Origin of the sequence: Kitasatospora sp. NPDC057223, from assembly GCF_042669755.1 — a bacterium.
GTDB lineage: Bacteria > Actinomycetota > Actinomycetes > Streptomycetales > Streptomycetaceae > Kitasatospora.
On sequence record NZ_JBHUWW010000053.1, the window covers coordinates 19833 to 35572 of the forward strand.

A 15740-nucleotide genomic window follows, 5' to 3' on the forward strand; every position below is an offset into this window, starting at 1 on the left:
AGCTGAGGGCCCGTCCGGACGGATCCGGACGGGCCCTCAGCTGTGCGGGTGCTCCTAGAAGCGGCGGGTCACCAGGGCCCGCTTCACTTCCTGGATCGCCTTGGTGACCTCGATGCCACGCGGGCAGGCCTCCGAGCAGTTGAAGGTGGTGCGGCAGCGCCACACGCCCTCACGGTCGTTCAGGATCTCCAGCCGCTGCTCCGCACCCTCGTCGCGCGAGTCGAAGATGAAGCGGTGCGCGTTGACGATCGCGGCCGGGCCGAAGTACTGGCCGTCGTTCCAGAACACCGGGCAGGACGACGTGCACGCGGCGCACAGGATGCACTTGGTGGTGTCGTCGAAGCGCTCGCGGTCCTCGGCGGACTGCAGGCGCTCGCGCGTCGGCTCGTTCCCGCCGGTGATCAGGAACGGCATGACGTCCTTGTACGCCTGGAAGAACGGGTCCATGTCGACGATCAGGTCCTTGAGGACCGTGAGGCCCTTGATGGCCTCGATGGTGATCGGCTTCTCGGGGTTGACGTCCTTGATCAGGGTCTTGCAGGCCAGCCGGTTGCGGCCGTTGATCCGCATCGCGTCCGAGCCGCAGATCCCGTGCGCACAGGAACGGCGGTACGTCAGGGTGCCGTCCTGCTCCCACTTGACCTTGTTCAGCGCGTCCAGGACGCGCTCCTTCGGGTCCAGGGTGAGCTGGTAGTCCACCCACACCGGATCCGGGTGCTCCTCCGGGTTGAACCGGCGGATGCGCAGGGTCACGGTGATCAGCTTGACGCCACCGGCCTCGGCCGCGTCCAGAGCGGCCGAGTGCTGCTCCACAGTCGGAGTGCTCATCAGTACTTACGCTCCATCGGCTGGTAGCGGGTGGTGACGACCGGCTTGTAGTCCAGGCGGATCGAGGTGGTGCCGTCCTCGGCGACCTCCTGGTACGCCATGGTGTGCTGCATGAACTTCACGTCGTCACGGGTCGGGAAGTCCTCGCGGTAGTGGCCGCCGCGCGACTCCTCGCGGGCCAGCGCGGAGACCGCCAGCACCTCGGCCAGGTCGAGCAGGTTGCCCAGCTCGACGGCCTCCAGGAGGTCCGTGTTGTAGCGGAACCCCTTGTCCTGGATCGCGACGTGCTTGTACCGCTCACGCAGCCCGGCGATGTCCTCGACGGCCTGCTTCAGGGTCGCGCCGGTGCGGTAGACCATGGCGTTGGTGTCCATGGTCTCCTGCAGCTCCTTGCGGATCTGCGCGACGGACTCGGTGCCGGTCGACTCCCGGAGGCCGTCGACGAGCGCCTGGACCTTCTCGGCCGGGTTCTCCGGCAGGTCGGTGTAGCCGACCGTGGACGAGTAGTTCGCCGCGGCGATGCCCGCCCGCTTGCCGAACACGTTGATGTCCAGCAGCGAGTTGGTGCCGAGCCGGTTGGCGCCGTGCACGGACACGCAGGCGACCTCGCCGGCCGCGTACAGGCCCGGGACGACGTCCGTGTTGTTGCGCAGGACCTCACCCTCGACGTTCGTCGGGATGCCGCCCATCGCGTAGTGCGCGGTGGGCTGGATCGGGATCGGGTCCGTGTAGGGCTCGATGCCGAGGTAGGTGCGCGCGAACTCGGTGATGTCCGGGAGCTTGGCGTCCAGCTGCTCCGGCGGGAGGTGCGTCAGGTCCAGGTAGACGTGGTCGCCGTCCGGACCGCAGCCGCGACCCTCGCGGATCTCGGTGTAGATGGCACGCGAGCACACGTCACGGGACGCGAGGTCCTTCATGACGGGGGCGTAGCGCTCCATGAAGCGCTCGCCGTCCTTGTTGCGCAGGATGCCGCCCTCGCCACGCGCGCCCTCGGTGAGGAGGATGCCCATGCGCCAGATGCCCGTCGGGTGGAACTGGAAGAACTCCATGTCCTCCAGCGGCAGGCCGCGGCGGTACACCAGGGCCTGGCCGTCACCGGTGAGGGTGTGGGCGTTCGAGGTGACCTTGAAGAACTTGCCGGTGCCGCCCGAGGCGAAGACGACCGACTTCGCCTGGAAGACGTGGATCTCGCCGGTGGCCAGCTCGTAGGCGACGACGCCCGCGGTCCGGCCCTCGTTGATCAGCAGGTCCAGGACGTAGAACTCGTTGAAGAACTCGACGCCGTGCTTGACGCAGTTCTGGAACAGCGTCTGGAGGATCATGTGACCGGTGCGGTCCGCCGCGTAGCAGGAGCGGCGCACGGCCGCCTCGCCGTGGTTGCGGGTGTGTCCGCCGAAGCGGCGCTGGTCGATCCGGCCGGCCTCGGTGCGGGAGAAGGGCAGGCCCATCTTCTCCAGGTCGAGGACGGCGTCGATGGCCTCCTTGCACATGATCTCGGCGGCGTCCTGGTCGACCAGGTAGTCACCGCCCTTGACCGTGTCGAAGGTGTGCCACTCCCAGTTGTCCTCCTCGACGTTGGCGAGGGCGGCGCACATGCCGCCCTGGGCCGCGCCGGTGTGGGACCGGGTGGGGTAGAGCTTGGTCAGCACGGCGGTACGGCTGCGCTGGGTCGACTCGATGGCCGCGCGCATGCCGGCGCCGCCCGCGCCGACGATGACTGTGTCGTACTGGTGAATCTGCATGGGGGTGTTAGCTCGCCTCTGGCCTCTGCCGATTAGATGCTGAGTTAGATGTTGGGGTCGAAGGTGAAGATCACCAGCGTCCCGAGCAGCACGGTGAAGACCGTGGCAACACCCATCAGCGTCTTCAGCCAGAGCCGGGTGGAGTCCTTCTCGGCGTAGTCGTTGATGACCGTGCGCATGCCGTTGGAGCCGTGCAGCATGGCCAGCCACAGCATCAGCAGGTCCCAGCCCTGCCAGAACGGCGAGGCCCAGCGGCCCGCCACGAAGGCGAAGCCGATCTTGGAGACGCCGCCGTCGAGCACCAGCATGATCAGCAGGTGGCCGAGGATCAGCACGACCAGCACGACACCCGACAGGCGCATGAACAGCCAGGCGAGCATCTCGAAGTTGGTCCGGGTCCGGCGCGGGGTCTTCTTCGTCCGGGTCCGGGGCGGCTCGACGACGAAGGCGTCGGCCGGGTTCCCGGTACCGAGACCCCGGCCGGTGTGGGCCTGGGCGGAGGGAACCACCACGGCGTCGGTGTAGGTGTAGTCCGTAGGCATGCCGGTCACTTCCCGAACCAGTTGGTCAGCGTGTGCTGAAGGATCGGGTAGAAGGCGCCGGCCATCAGGACGACCCAGACACCCACGACGCTCCAGAGCATCTGCTTCTGGTACTTCGGGCCCTTCGACCAGAAGTCCACGGCGACGACCCGCAGGCCGTTCAGCGCGTGAAACAGGATGGCGGCCACCAGGCCGTACTCCAGCAGGTTCACGAGCGGCGTCTTGTACGTCTGAATGACGGTGTCGTATGCCTCGGGTGACACGCGCACGAGAGCGGTGTCGAGGACGTGGGCGAACAGGAAGAAAAAGATGAGGACGCCGGTGACTCGATGAGCCACCCAGCTCCACATGCCTTCCCGGCCGCGGTACAGCGTTCCAGCCGGCACGGAAAAACCCTCCGGAAGCGATTGGGGGCTCGGCCGGCTTCGGTGTCGGTCAGCCCGGCCGGTACGGTCCTCCGGCCGCCAGCATCCTATCGACGCGCTGTCGGTAACCGCCTCCGGGGGCCCGAGGTGTGATCAAACAGGCACGTGCGGCCTAATCCGGCACCCCGTTGTCACCATGAGTGACCGACTGACTGCGCTACGGTGGCGGCCGCTCCCCCGAGTTCCCGCCGAATTCCCGCCGACGACTGCCGAGGCCCCCGTGCCGCTCCGTCCCGCTCCGCGTCCGGTCCTCCCGCCGGCCCCCCGTCCCGTCCTGGCACTGGCCGGTCTCCTGCTGCTCGCCACCGGCTGCACCACGGTGGGCTCACCCTCCGCCGACCTGGCCGGCGCCGGGCGGGAGCTGACCGCGGCCGAGCTGCGGGCCGCCGCCCTCACCGACGGGGACCTGGGGCCGGGCTACATCGTGACGGTGATGACCCCCGGTCACGGCGAGACCGGTCCGGCCGACGGCCGGGAGGTCACCGACGTGCCGGCCTGCCAGCCCGTCCTGGACGCCGTCACCCCGGCGGCCCCGGCCGGCCAGGGCGGCGGGCCGGCCGCCGAGACCGACCTGAGCGTGGCGAGGGCGGCCGACCCGAAGGGCGGCGTGTACGCCGGGCTGCTGGGCTACCGGCCCGGCCGGGCCGGGGAGTTGCAGGCCCGGGTGGAGCAGGTGCTCGCGCAGTGCGGCAGCTTCACCTCGACCACCGCGGGGGTGCGCGGAGTGCCGGCGGCCCGTAAAGGGGTCCCGGCCAGGCACCGGTTGAGCCGCGCCGACACGCCCACCACCGGGGGAGCGGACGCGGTGACCGGGTTCACCCTGACGAATGAATCCGGCGGGGTGACCCTCACCCAGCGGGCGCTGCTCGCCCGGGTCGGCTCGGTGCTCGCGGTGTTCAGCACCGTCGGCGTCGGCGCGGAGCCGGCCACCGAGCCGGACGAACGGGTCGTCCGGCAGCAGGTGGCCAAGCTCCGCGCCGCCCAGCGGGCCGCGCGGCCGTAGCGGGTGCGCCTCAGCGCGCCCCGGCTTCGGTGTGGGTGGCGACCAGGTGCTCCAGCCGGGTCAGCGCGATCCGGCGCAGCTCCTCGGCCGCGACCAGACGCTCCTCGTCCGGGTCGTTGGCCAGTCTGGTGCGGACCGAGCAGAGCACGGTGTCCAGCATCTCCTCGGGGGCGATGCCCTCCAGGCAGACGACGAACACGTGCCCGAACCGGGCCTCGTACGCCGCATGGGCCGCCCGCAGGGCGGTGTGCGCGGCCTGACTGCCGGGTGCGCGCATGCCGAGGAGCGGCTGCGGCATCCAGCTCTCGTCCGCCAGCGCCTCGGCCAGATCGGCCGGACGCAGGTCGTAGGAGGCCTCGCTTGCGGCGGCGAGGAGGGAGTCTATGTCGGGGTACGGCCGGTGGGCGGTGAGACGCAGGGCCCACCGGCGGCTGCCGCAGCAGGCCAGGAGGGCCTCCTCGGCAGCGCCGGGATCGGCCTCGTTGAAGCGGTGCAGCCCGAGGAGTGTCGGCTCCGACTTGGGGTCGAGCCGCTGTGACGGGATGTCGCTGGCCAGCGGGTCCTCCTCGTGAGGGCGGGAAGGGGCGGCGCGGAGGGAGGGCTGAGGGGTGCGCGCCGGGCGAGGGTGGGTGCGGGCAAGCCTGCCGGGAAAACGATGCTCTGTTGGATGCGCGAGGCTGTGCCGACTGTGCGGGCCGTCCGTACGGGGCACGGGTGAAGTATCAGCCGATCCGGGCAGGTGCGAGGGTCGGCCTGGCAGCGGCACCACGGTAGTTGAGCAGTCATCAGTTGGGGAGGGCGCGCGCAGAATTCACCTGATCGAGCTATCAAGTTGTGACGTTGACAGCCTCCTGTCAGCACCGTACGCCTCCTGACGTGCTACTTGGCGCAGCGGGTCCCGGCGGCCGGCAGCGTCCCGTCGATCAGGTAGACCTCCAGTGCGAGGTCGATGCAGGCGTTCCCCGCACCGAACGCGCCGTGGCCCTCGCCCTCCCGGGTGAGCAGCGTCGCACTGGCGAAACCCTTGGCCAGGCTCTCGGCGGCGGCGTACGGGGTGGCCGGGTCGCCGGTGGTGCCGACGACCAGGATCGGGGCACTGCCCTCGGCCCGGACGGTGTGCGGGGCCTCGGTGGTGCGGAACGGCCAGGCCGCGCAGGACGCGACGGCGAAGTCCTCGGCCGCGGTGTCCTTGGAGAACAGCGGGGCCTGCTCCTTCAGCTTCGCCAGCACCTGCTGGATCCGCTCGGGGGAGGGTGCGGGGGCCGCCCCGTCGGCGCAGGAGATCGCGGTGTGGGCGTCCTCCTGCGGGCTGTAGTGCCCCTTCTCGTCGCGGCCGTTGTAGGTGTCGGCCCCGGCCAGGAACACGTCGCCCTTCTTCGCCTTCATGGCGGCGACGAAGGCGAGCCGCAGCATCGGCCAGGTGGTCTTCTCGTCGCCGTAGAGGAAGGCGATGGTGCCGAGCTGGGCCAGGTCGCGGTTGACCTTCCGGCCGTCCGCGGTGGCCAGCGGGTGGTCGTGCAGGGTGTCCAGGTAGTCGGACGCCTTCTGGGCGGCGGTGTCGGGGTCGGTGCCCAGGGGGCAGTCGGCGGCGTGGTTGCGGACGCAGTCGGCGGCGAAGGCCCGCAGCGACTTCTCGAAGCCGGCCAGCTGGCCGATGCTCTCGTCCAGCGGGTCGGCGGCGGGGTCGACGGCGCCGTCGAGCACCAGGTGGCCGGTGTTCTTCGGGAACTCCTCCGCGTAGAGCGCGCCGAGGTAGGTGCCGTAGGAGATGCCGAGGTAGTTCAGCTTCCGCTCGCCCAGGGCCTGGCGGAGCACGTCGACGTCGCGCGCGGTGTTGCGGGTGCCGACGAACGGGAGCAGCTTGCCGGAGTTGGCCTGGCAGGCGGCGGCGTACTCCTGGTTGCGCTGGTCGCTCTGCGCCCGGCGGGCCTTGGCGTCGTCCGGCGAGTCGATCTGGTCGAGCGCGTCGCGCTGCGCGTCGGTCAGGCAGGAGACGGGGGAGCTCTGGCCGGTGCCGCGCGGATCGAAGCCGACCACGTCGAAGCGGTTGTGCAGGGCGCCGGCGAAGTCCTTGCGGGAGCCCTCGACGAACTCCAGGCCGGATCCGCCGGGGCCGCCGGGGTTCACGACCAGCGAGCCCACCTTCTGGTCGGGCTTGGCGGCGGGCAGCCGGACCAGGGCGATGTCGAGTGCGGCGGTGCCCGGGTTGGCGTAGTCGAGCGGGACGTGCAGCTTGCCGCACTCCAGGCCGGTGGTGTCGAGGTTCTCGTTCTGCGGGTCGGGGCAGGCCGCCCAGGTGATCTGCTGGGCGTAGAAGGACTTGAGTGCGGGGTCGTCCGCGCCGGCGGGCTTGCCGGCGGCGGCCTGGGCGGCGGCCGAGGTGGCGGCCTGTGCCGGGGCCGCCGTGGCCGGGGCGCCGTCGGCGGCCTGCAGGGCGGGGTCGACGGCGTCGGGGTCGGTGTGGCCGGTGCAGCCGGTCAGCAGCAGGGCGCCGGCCGTGAGAGCAGGCACGAGCAGGCGAAGCCGGGCGGCCCGAGGAGTGATCATCGCACTTGTGTACCAGGTGTTGATCGTGTGATGAATCTGTTATTCCGCCCCTCGGACCGCCCCCGCTGGATCAGGCGCGATGCACCTTGTGGTTGGCCGCCTGGGCCCGCGGACGGACCACCAGCAGGTCGATGTTGACGTGCGAAGGGCGGGTCACCGCCCAGGCGATGGTGTCGGCGACGTCGTCCGAGGTGAGCGGCTCCGCGACGCCCGCGTAGACGGCGGCGGCCTTCTCCTCGTCGCCGCGGTAGCGGGTCACCGCGAAGCCCTCGGACTTCACCATGCCCGGCGCGATCTCGATCACCCGGACCGGCTCCCCGCACAGCTCCAGCCGCAGCGTCGCCGCGATGGTGTGCGCCGCGTGCTTGGCGGCCACGTAGCCGCCGCCGCCCTCGTAGGCGGTCAGCGCCGCCGTCGAGGAGACCAGCAGCACCGTGCCGTCCCCGGTGGCCCGCAGGGCCGGCAGCAGCGCCTGCGTGACGTGCAGCACGCCGAGCACGTTGACCTGGTACATCGCCAGCCAGTCGGCCGGGTCGCCGGTCTCGACCGACTCCGCGCCGATCGCCCCGCCGGCGTCGTTGACCAGTACGTCCACCCGGCCGACGGCGGCCGCGAAGGCGTCCACCGCGGCCCGGTCGGTCACGTCCAGGGTGAGCGCGCGCGCCGTGCCACCGCTCGCAGCGATCTCCTTGGCGAGCGCCTCGATCCGGTCGGTACGGCGGGCGGCCAGCACCACGTCGAAGCCCTCGGCGGCCAGTCGGCGCGCGGTCGCCGCACCGATCCCGCTGCTGGCACCGGTGACGACGGCCACTTTCTGCTCGGTCAAAGCCGCTCCTTCGGTAAGGCTCCGGAAGTTCGGATGTTTCTCCGATTGTCTCAAGGCCTGCGCGGCCGGCCGTTGTGAGCCTGCTCCCACCGGCCCGGCCCCGGCATCCGCACGTCTGACCGGGCGTCATTTCGCGTGCGTGAAACCGGCGCTACACCTCGCCGTGACGTGGGCACGGAAAGGTGGGGAGCGCCGTGACCCACCGGGCGGGTGTTCGTTGCACAGGGCAGGTATCGCACGGGAAGGCGAAGCGAACGAGATGTCATACCCATCCGTGCCGCCGCTATGCGCCCATCCGGGGACTTCTTCCGGGGAAGCCGGGCGAAATCCCCCGCACGGGCCTACCCTTGTTGAGGTGAACGATCCCCGGCCCGCCGAACAGGCCCTCCTCGCCGCCCCCCGCCCCGCCGCCGACCTGCGCACCCGGGTACGGGCCTTCGAGGCTGAGCTGATCGCGTTCCGCCGCGACCTCCACCGGCACCCCGAGCTGGGCCGGCAGGAGTTCCGCACCACGGGGCTGCTGCACGACCGGCTGGTGGCCGCGGGCCTCGCCCCGCGCCTGCTGCCCGGCGGTACCGGGATGACGGTCGACATCGTGCCCCCCGGCACTCCGGCCGGCACTCCGCTGCTGGCCTTCCGTGCCGACATCGACGCGCTGCCGATCGAGGACGCCAAGAGCGAGGCGCCGTACCGCTCCACCGTGCCGGGCCGGGCGCACGCCTGCGGGCACGACGTGCACACCTCGATCGTGCTGGGCACCGCCCTGGTGCTGGCCGCCGCGGCCCGGACCGGCGAGCTGCGCCGGCCCGTCCGGCTGGTCTTCCAGCCCGCCGAGGAGGTGATGCCCGGCGGTGCGCTGGACGTCATCAAGGCCGGCGGCATGGACGGCGTCGGCCGGATCTTCGCGGTGCACTGCGACCCGAGGGTCGACGTCGGCCGGATCGGCCTCAAGGTCGGCGCGATCACCTCCGCCTGCGACCGGCTGGTGCTCCACCTGGACGGCCCCGGCGGGCACACCGCCCGGCCGCACCTGACCACCGACCTGGTCACCGCCGTCGCGCGGATGGCCGTGGACCTGCCGGCCGTGTTCGCCCGCCGGATGGACCCGCGCTGGGGCGTCAGCCTGGTCTGGGGCCGGATCGCCTCCGGATCGGCGGCGAACGTCATCCCGCAGCACGCCGAGCTGGAGGGCACCGTCCGCTGCCTGGAGCTGGCGGGCTGGCGCGAGGCGCCGGACCTGCTGCACGAGCTGATCGCCAAGATGGCCGAGACGCACCGCGCCAAGTGGACGCTCGACTACCACCGGGGGGTGCCGCCGGTGGTGAACGAGGCCGGTTCGATCGCGCAGCTGGAGGCGGCGATGACCGCCCGCTTCGGGGCGGCCGGCCAGGTGGTGGAGGACACCGAGCAGAGCCTCGGCGGGGAGGACTTCTCCTGGTACCTGGAGCACGCGCCCGGTGCGCTGGCCCGGCTCGGCGTCCGGACGCCGGGTGATCCGGTGGTGCGGGACCTGCACCAGGGCCGGTTCGACGTCGACGAGCGGGCGATCGGGATCGGCGTGGAGCTGTTCGCCGCCCTGGCGCTGGAGCACAGCACGGTCTGACCGCGGCCTGGCCGCCCGGGTGCGTCCGCGCCGGCCCGGTGCTCTTGATCACACGCCGCCCCGGCTGGCGGGCTCCGAAGCCGGGGCCCGCCACCCGGGGCGGCGCCCGTTTTCCGTGCCCCGGCAGCGGGTTGAGCGGGAGGCCGGGCGTCCGTCCTTGCCCGGGTTCGGCCGAGTTTGTCAGGTTGCCGACCGCTTTCGCTTTGATGTCCGCTCCGGTCCCCTGACACTGGGAGGCGAACATTGGTCCCGCACCCCTGGTGGCACGGTTTGATAACAACCCGGATGCCGAATCAAGCCGTAACACAACCGTGTTCTACGCGCGTTACGGTGGCGTCCGACCACGCTCAACGGGTGCGTGTGAGAAGGAGATACTCCCTTGCGCCGTTCTACTAAGCTCGCCGCGGTTGTGCTCTCGGGTTCCCTGGGCATTGCCTCGCTCGCCGCTTGCGGCGCAAAGAGCACCGACGACACCTCCGCCGGAGCATCCGGCACCGCCGGCGCGTCCGGCATCAAGGTCGGCATGGCCTACGACATCGGCGGCCGGGGTGACCAGTCGTTCAACGACTCCGCCGCGCGCGGCCTCGACAAGGCCAAGGCCGACCTGGGCGTCCAGGTCACCGAGGCCGACGCCAAGACCGGTGAGGCCGAGTCCGACAAGGAGACCCGGCTGAAGAGCCTGGTCACCGGCGGCTACAACCCGATCATCGCGGTGGGCTTCGTCTACCAGGACGCGGTCGAGAAGGTCGCCAAGGAGAACCCGAACGTCAAGTTCGCGATCATCGACTCGGCCTCCTCCACCCAGCCGGCGAACGTCACCTCGCTGACGTTCTCCGAGCAGGAGGGCTCCTACCTGGCCGGCGTCGCCGCCGCCAACAAGAGCAAGACCAAGCACGTCGGCTTCATCGGCGGTGTGCAGTCCGAGCTGATCAAGAAGTTCGAGGCCGGCTACAAGGCGGGCGTGAAGTCGGTCGACCCGGCGATCGCGGTCGAGACCACGTACCTGACCACGCCGCCGGACTTCACCGGCTTCTCCTCGCCCGACAAGGGCAAGGAGGCCGCGCAGGGCCAGCTCGACAAGGGCGCCGACGTCATCTACGCGGCGGCCGGCTCCTCCGGCAGCGGCTCGATCGAGGCCGTCGCCAACAAGGCCGGTACCTGGGCGATCGGCGTCGACTCCGACCAGGCCAGCCAGCCGGCCCTGGCGAAGTACAAGGCCGCCATCCTCACCTCCATGGTGAAGAACGTGGACACCTCGGTGTACACCTACATCAAGTCGATCAAGGACGGCTCGCCGCTCACCGGCGTCAAGAACTTCGACCTCAAGGCCGAGGGCGTCTCGCTGGCCACCACCGGCGGCCACATCGACGACATCAAGGCGAAGCTGGACGCGGCCACCACCGCGATCACCAGCGGCGCGACCACCGTCCCGACCGCCCCGTAAGGCGCGCGGAACAGGACGTCGTTACCGCTGCCGCCTGCCGGGCAGCGGGATGATCGACGCAGCATCAGGGAGGGGCCCGGCCGGGTGCGCTCAGCGCGTACCCCCGGGCCCCTTCCGTCCCCCCACCGACTTGGCCCTCCAGCGCAATGACGCGCCTCCAGACCACCAGGAGATCGCCATCACCGCTTCCGACCCCGCCCTGAGCCAGGGCGGCACCCCCAGCGCGGGGACGGCGACACCGGCCGTCGAACTGCGCGGCATCACCAAGCGCTTCCCCGGCGTCGTGGCCAACCACGACATCGACATCACCGTGCGACGCGGCACCGTGCACGCCCTGATGGGCGAGAACGGCGCCGGCAAGTCCACCCTGATGAAGATCCTCTACGGGATGCAGCGCCCCGACGAGGGCACCATCGCCGTCGACGGCGAGCTCGTCGAGTTCAGCACCCCCGGCGACGCCATCGCACGCGGCATCGGCATGGTCCACCAGCACTTCATGCTGGCCGACAACCTCACCGTCTGGGAGAACGTCGTCCTCGGCGGCGAGAAGCTGCACGGCATAGGAGGGAAGGCCAAGGCGAAGATCCGCGAGATCTCCGACCAGTACGGCCTCGGGGTCCGCCCCGACGCCCTGGTCGAGGACCTCGGCGTCGCCGACCGCCAGCGGGTCGAGATCCTCAAGGTGCTCTACCGCGGCGCCCGGATCCTGATCCTGGACGAGCCCACCGCCGTCCTGGTGCCCCAGGAGGTCGACGCGCTCTTCGCGAACCTGCGCGAGCTCAAGGCCGAGGGCGTCACCGTCATCTTCATCTCGCACAAGCTGCACGAGGTGCTCTCGGTGGCCGACGCGATCAGCGTCATCCGCCGCGGCACCACCGTCGGCGACGCGGACCCGAGGACGGTGACGGCCCGGCAGCTGGCCGAGATGATGGTCGGCACCGAGCTGCCGTCCCCGGAGAGCCGCGAGTCCACCGTCACCGACGTGGAGATGCTCCGCGTCGACGGCCTGCGGATCGCCAAGGCCGACGCCGAGGGCATCGAGCGCGTCGTCCTGGACGACATCACGCTGCGCATCCGCAGGGGCGAGATCCTGGGCATCGCCGGGGTCGAGGGCAACGGCCAGGCCGAACTGGTCGAGGCCGTGATGGGAATGCTGGCGCTGGACGCCGGCACCGTCACCCTCGACGGCAAGGACCTCACCGGCACCCAGACCCGGGCCCGGCGCGAGGCCGGCATCGGCTACATCCCCGAGGACCGCCACCGGCACGGCCTGCTGCTGGAGGCCCCGCTCTGGGAGAACCGGATCCTCGGCCACGTCACCGAGGCGCCCAACTCCAAGGGCCCGCTGCTCGACTCGGCCGGTGCCCGCAAGGACACCTGGCGGATCGTCGAGGAGTACGACGTCCGGACCCCGGGCATCGAGGTCACCGCGGCGTCGCTGTCCGGCGGCAACCAGCAGAAGCTGATCATCGGCCGCGAGATGAGCCACCACCCGAAGCTGCTGATCGCCTCCCACCCCACCCGCGGTGTGGACGTCGGCGCGCAGGCGCAGATCTGGGAGCAGATCCGCTCCGCCCAGCGGGACGGCCTGGCCGTCCTGCTGATCTCCGCCGACCTGGACGAGCTGATCGGCCTCTCCGACACCATCCGGGTGATCTACCGCGGCCGCCTGGTGGCGGACGCCGACCCGGCCACCGTCACCGCCGAGGACCTCGGCACCGCGATGACCGGCGCCGCCAGCGGCCACATCGAGTCCGACCCGGACGCCGTGGCCGAGGACCGGGCCGTCGCCGCCGAGGGCACCGAGGCCGCCGCGCCGCCCACCGAGGGCCCGGCGGACGCGCCCACCGACACCGCCGACGACCCGCAGGCGGGGGAGTAACCCACATGACCAGTCCCAATCCCGCCCCGGGCACACCCGCCGGGCCCGCCCCGGCCGGGTCCTCCCCCGCCGGGCTGCCGAAGGCCCGGCGCTTCGACGGCGAGCGCATCGCGCTCGGCCTCGCCGCGCCGGTGCTGGCCGTCCTGCTGTCGCTGGTGATCTGTTCGATCCTCCTGCTGGTCTCCGGCAAGAACCCGTTCGACGCCTTCGACGTCATGCTGACCTACGGCACCAAGTCGGACGGCCAGGTGCTGACCCTCAACCGGGCCACCGTCTACTACCTGGCCGCCGCCGCAGCCGCGTTCGGCTTCCGGATGAACCTCTTCAACATCGGTGTCGAGGGCCAGTACCGGATCGCGGCCCTGTTCGCCGCGTACGTCGGCGGCCAGCTCGACCTGCCCGCCTTCATCCAGATCCCGCTGCTGCTCGTCACGGCGATGCTGGTCGGCGGACTCTGGGCGAGCATCGCCGGTCTGCTGAAGGTCTACCGGGGCGTCAGCGAGGTCATCTCGACCATCATGCTGAACGCCATCGCCAGTGCGGTGGTCGGTCTGCTGCTGGTTCCCGGCATCTTCGCGCCGCGCAAGGGCACCACCACCAACAGCATCCAGACCAACCCGATCTCGGCCTCCAGCCACTTCTTCTCCGTCGAGACGGCCGGCGGCACGCTCTGGGGCTTCATCGTGATCGCGGTGATCGTCGGGGTGGCCTTCCAGTTCACCCTGAACCGGACCCGCTTCGGCTTCGACCTGCGCGCCACCGGCCGCTCGGAGACCGCCGCCACCGCGTCCGGCGTCAACGTCAAGCGCATGGTGCTGATCAGCATGGCGGTGTCGGGTGCGCTGGCCGGCCTGATCGGTATGCCCAACCTGCTGCAGGATTCGTTCTACTACGGCCAGACCTTCCAGGCCCAGCTCGGCTTCACCGGCATCGCGGTCGCCCTGCTCGGCCGCAACAGCCCGATCGGGATGGTCTTCTCGGCGCTGCTCTTCGCGTTCCTGGACGTCAGCGGCACCCAGTTGCCGCTGCCGCAGAACGGGGCCTTCCCGTTCGAGATCGTGCAGGTCATGCAGGGCACCATCGTCATCTGCGTCGTCGTCGCCTACGAGTTGGTGCGCCGCTACGGCCTCAAGCGCCAGCAGCAGAAGGTCGGCGCCGAACTCGCCGCGCTGGCCGCGTCGACCGCCAAGAAGGAGGTGTCCGCATGAGCACCGCAACCGCTGCTCGCCCCAAGACGCCGGGCAGTGCGCCCGCCGGCAAGCGCAAGCTGTCGCTGCCGGTCGTGCTGCTGCTCATCGCGGGCGCCCTGCTGCTGTTCGCCACGGTCGGCGCGATCACCGGCAACCACAGCCTGACCTCCTCCGGCCAGATCACCGCGGCGCTCGGCGCCGCCGTGCCGATCGGCATGGCCGGCCTCGGCGGCCTCTGGTCCGAGCGGGCCGGCGTGGTCAACATCGGCCTCGAAGGCATGATGGTCGCCGGCACCTTCTGCGGCGCCTGGGCCGGCTACCTGGTCAACCCCTGGTTCGGCCTGCTGGCGGGCATGCTCGGCGGCGCGCTGGGCGGCCTGCTGCACGCGGTCGTCACGGTGACCTTCGGCGTGGACCACATCGTGTCCGGTGTCGGCGTCAACCTGCTGATCCCGGGCATCTGTGCGTACGTCAACAAGATCTACTACAAGGACTACATCCCGTTCGGCGCCGGTGCCAACCAGTCGCCGCCCGCGGATCCGCTGCCGTACATCACGATTCCCGGGCTCTCCACCGGTCTGAAGGACATCGAGAACCACCACTGGTTCCTGGTCTCGGACGTGGCCGGTGTGCTCGGCGGCCTGGTCACCAACCTCTCGGTGGTCGTGGTGCTGGCCGGTGCGCTGATCGTGGCCAGCTACTTCGTCCTCTGGCGGACGGTCTTCGGCCTGCGGCTGCGCTCCTGCGGCGAGAACCCGACGGCGGCCGAGTCGCTCGGCGTCAACGTCTACAAGTACAAGTACCTCGCGGTCATCGCCTCGGGCGCCTTCGCGGGCCTCGGCGGTGCGTACCTCTCGCTGGTCGCGGCGCACTTCTACAAGGACGGCCAGACGCTCGGCCGCGGCTTCATCGGCCTCGCCGCGATGATCTTCGGCAACTGGATGCCGGGCGGCCTCGCCGTCGGCGCCGGGCTGTTCGGCTTCACCGACAGCCTCCAGCTGCGCGACCCGGAGTCGGTGCACGTGCTGATCCTGGTGATCGCGATCGCGATGGCCCTGCTGGCGCTCTGGCACCTCTACCGGCGCAAGTACACCGCCGCGGTGATCAGCGCCGTGGTGGCCGGCGGCCTGTGGGCCTGGTACGCGCTGACCGACGAGGTGCAGCGTCCGCTGATCGTGGCGACCCCGTACGTGATCACCCTGGTGGTGCTCGCGCTGGCCTCGCAGCGACTGCGGCCGCCGAAGGCCGACGGCCAGATCTACCGCAAGGGGCAGGGCAAGTGACGCCGGCCCAGGAGGTCGACTGGGACGCGCTGCGCGACGCCGCGCGCGCGGCGATGGCGCACGCGTACGCGCCCTACAGCAAGTTCCCGGTCGGCGCCGCCGCGCTGGTGGAGGACGGCCGGACGGTCACCGGCTGCAACGTGGAGAACGCCTCGTACGGGCTCGGCCTCTGCGCCGAGTGCGGGCTGGTGTCCGCGCTGCACGCCTCCGGTGGCGGCCGGCTGGTCGCGTTCACCTGTGTGGACGGGGGCGGTCGGCTGCTGATGCCCTGCGGGCGCTGCCGTCAGCTGCTGTTCGAGCACGGCGGCCCCGAGCTGCTGGTCGAGCTGCCCTCGGGCGTGCGGCCGATGAGCGAGGTCCTGCCCGACGCGTTCGGTCCTGACTGCCTGCAGTGAGCCGGAGCGGCTCTGGCCGTTCCGTTTGTT

The 15740-nt window shown here is 71.0% G+C and carries 14 protein-coding genes; 7 read left to right on the forward strand and 7 right to left on the reverse strand.

What is annotated here, in order from left to right:
• Positions 1-54: 54 nt before the first annotated feature.
• The 4 genes from ACFUK0_RS19885 to sdhC are packed head-to-tail and all read right to left on the reverse strand — an operon-like array spanning position 55 to position 3498.
• Entirely contained in the window at positions 55-828 is a 774-nt protein-coding gene (locus ACFUK0_RS19885) for a succinate dehydrogenase iron-sulfur subunit (RefSeq protein WP_380251924.1), read from the reverse strand.
• Positions 828-2570, reverse strand: coding sequence for a succinate dehydrogenase flavoprotein subunit (gene sdhA, locus ACFUK0_RS19890; protein WP_380251926.1), 1743 nt, complete (start codon positions 2568-2570; stop codon positions 828-830). Before sdhA ends, ACFUK0_RS19885 begins: the two co-directional genes overlap by 1 nt.
• Before the next feature lie 44 nt (positions 2571-2614).
• Positions 2615-3112, reverse strand: a complete 498-nt coding sequence (sdhD, locus tag ACFUK0_RS19895) for a succinate dehydrogenase, hydrophobic membrane anchor protein (protein WP_380251928.1) — start codon at positions 3110-3112, stop codon at positions 2615-2617.
• Positions 3113-3117: 5 nt separating this feature from the next.
• Complete coding sequence (gene sdhC, locus ACFUK0_RS19900) at positions 3118-3498, reverse strand: succinate dehydrogenase, cytochrome b556 subunit (protein WP_380251930.1); 381 nt, start codon at positions 3496-3498, stop codon at positions 3118-3120.
• A 259-nt stretch (positions 3499-3757) separates the two neighbouring features.
• Between sdhC and ACFUK0_RS19905 the strand changes: the two genes are divergently transcribed.
• Positions 3758-4540, forward strand: coding sequence for a hypothetical protein (locus ACFUK0_RS19905; protein ID WP_380251932.1), 783 nt, complete (start codon positions 3758-3760; stop codon positions 4538-4540).
• A 10-nt stretch (positions 4541-4550) separates the two neighbouring features.
• On the opposite strand, the gene ACFUK0_RS19910 is transcribed toward ACFUK0_RS19905, so the two are convergent.
• From ACFUK0_RS19910 to ACFUK0_RS19920, 3 genes are all read right to left on the reverse strand, one after another.
• Positions 4551-5252, reverse strand: coding sequence for a 2-oxo-4-hydroxy-4-carboxy-5-ureidoimidazoline decarboxylase (locus ACFUK0_RS19910; protein WP_380251934.1), 702 nt, complete (start codon positions 5250-5252; stop codon positions 4551-4553).
• Between the two features lie 167 nt (positions 5253-5419).
• Positions 5420-7087: an alpha/beta hydrolase gene (locus ACFUK0_RS19915; protein ID WP_380251936.1), complete on the reverse strand. Its 1668-nt coding sequence runs from the start codon at positions 7085-7087 to the stop codon at positions 5420-5422.
• A gap of 70 nt (positions 7088-7157) precedes the next feature.
• Complete coding sequence (locus ACFUK0_RS19920; protein WP_380251938.1) at positions 7158-7913, reverse strand: SDR family NAD(P)-dependent oxidoreductase; 756 nt, start codon at positions 7911-7913, stop codon at positions 7158-7160.
• Between the two features lie 355 nt (positions 7914-8268).
• Here ACFUK0_RS19920 and ACFUK0_RS19925 point away from each other — a divergent pair, with 355 nt between their 5' ends.
• From ACFUK0_RS19925 to ACFUK0_RS19950, 6 genes are all read left to right on the forward strand, one after another.
• The gene (locus ACFUK0_RS19925) at positions 8269-9516 is read left to right on the forward strand and encodes an amidohydrolase (RefSeq protein WP_380251940.1); all 1248 of its coding nucleotides are present in this window, start codon (positions 8269-8271) and stop codon (positions 9514-9516) included.
• Between the two features lie 379 nt (positions 9517-9895).
• Entirely contained in the window at positions 9896-10960 is a 1065-nt protein-coding gene (locus ACFUK0_RS19930) for a BMP family protein (RefSeq protein WP_380251942.1), read from the forward strand.
• A 337-nt stretch (positions 10961-11297) separates the two neighbouring features.
• Positions 11298-12842, forward strand: coding sequence for an ABC transporter ATP-binding protein (locus tag ACFUK0_RS19935; protein ID WP_380251980.1), 1545 nt, complete (start codon positions 11298-11300; stop codon positions 12840-12842).
• 5 nt (positions 12843-12847) lie between these two features.
• A complete protein-coding gene (locus ACFUK0_RS19940; RefSeq protein WP_380251944.1) occupies positions 12848-14050 on the forward strand; it encodes an ABC transporter permease in 1203 nt (400 codons plus the stop codon).
• A complete protein-coding gene (locus ACFUK0_RS19945) occupies positions 14047-15315 on the forward strand; it encodes an ABC transporter permease (protein WP_380251946.1) in 1269 nt (422 codons plus the stop codon). The genes ACFUK0_RS19940 and ACFUK0_RS19945 overlap by 4 nt, the downstream gene beginning before the upstream one ends.
• The gene (locus ACFUK0_RS19950; protein ID WP_380251948.1) at positions 15312-15710 is read left to right on the forward strand and encodes a cytidine deaminase; all 399 of its coding nucleotides are present in this window, start codon (positions 15312-15314) and stop codon (positions 15708-15710) included. Before ACFUK0_RS19945 ends, ACFUK0_RS19950 begins: the two co-directional genes overlap by 4 nt.
• Positions 15711-15740 lie beyond the last annotated feature (30 nt).

Excerpts from the sequence above, each read along its gene's own strand:
- ACFUK0_RS19885 (WP_380251924.1), bottom strand. The coding sequence starts at position 828 with ATGAGCACTCCGACTGTGGAGCAGCACTCGGCCGCTCTGGACGCGGCC.
- sdhA (WP_380251926.1), bottom strand. The coding sequence starts at position 2,570 with ATGCAGATTCACCAGTACGACACAGTCATCGTCGGCGCGGGCGGCGCC.
- sdhD (WP_380251928.1), bottom strand. The coding sequence starts at position 3,112 with ATGCCTACGGACTACACCTACACCGACGCCGTGGTGGTTCCCTCCGCC.
- ACFUK0_RS19915 (WP_380251936.1), bottom strand. The coding sequence starts at position 7,087 with ATGATCACTCCTCGGGCCGCCCGGCTTCGCCTGCTCGTGCCTGCTCTC.
- ACFUK0_RS19935 (WP_380251980.1), top strand. The coding sequence starts at position 11,298 with ATGGGCGAGAACGGCGCCGGCAAGTCCACCCTGATGAAGATCCTCTAC.
- ACFUK0_RS19940 (WP_380251944.1), top strand. The coding sequence starts at position 12,848 with ATGACCAGTCCCAATCCCGCCCCGGGCACACCCGCCGGGCCCGCCCCG.
- ACFUK0_RS19945 (WP_380251946.1), top strand. The coding sequence starts at position 14,047 with ATGAGCACCGCAACCGCTGCTCGCCCCAAGACGCCGGGCAGTGCGCCC.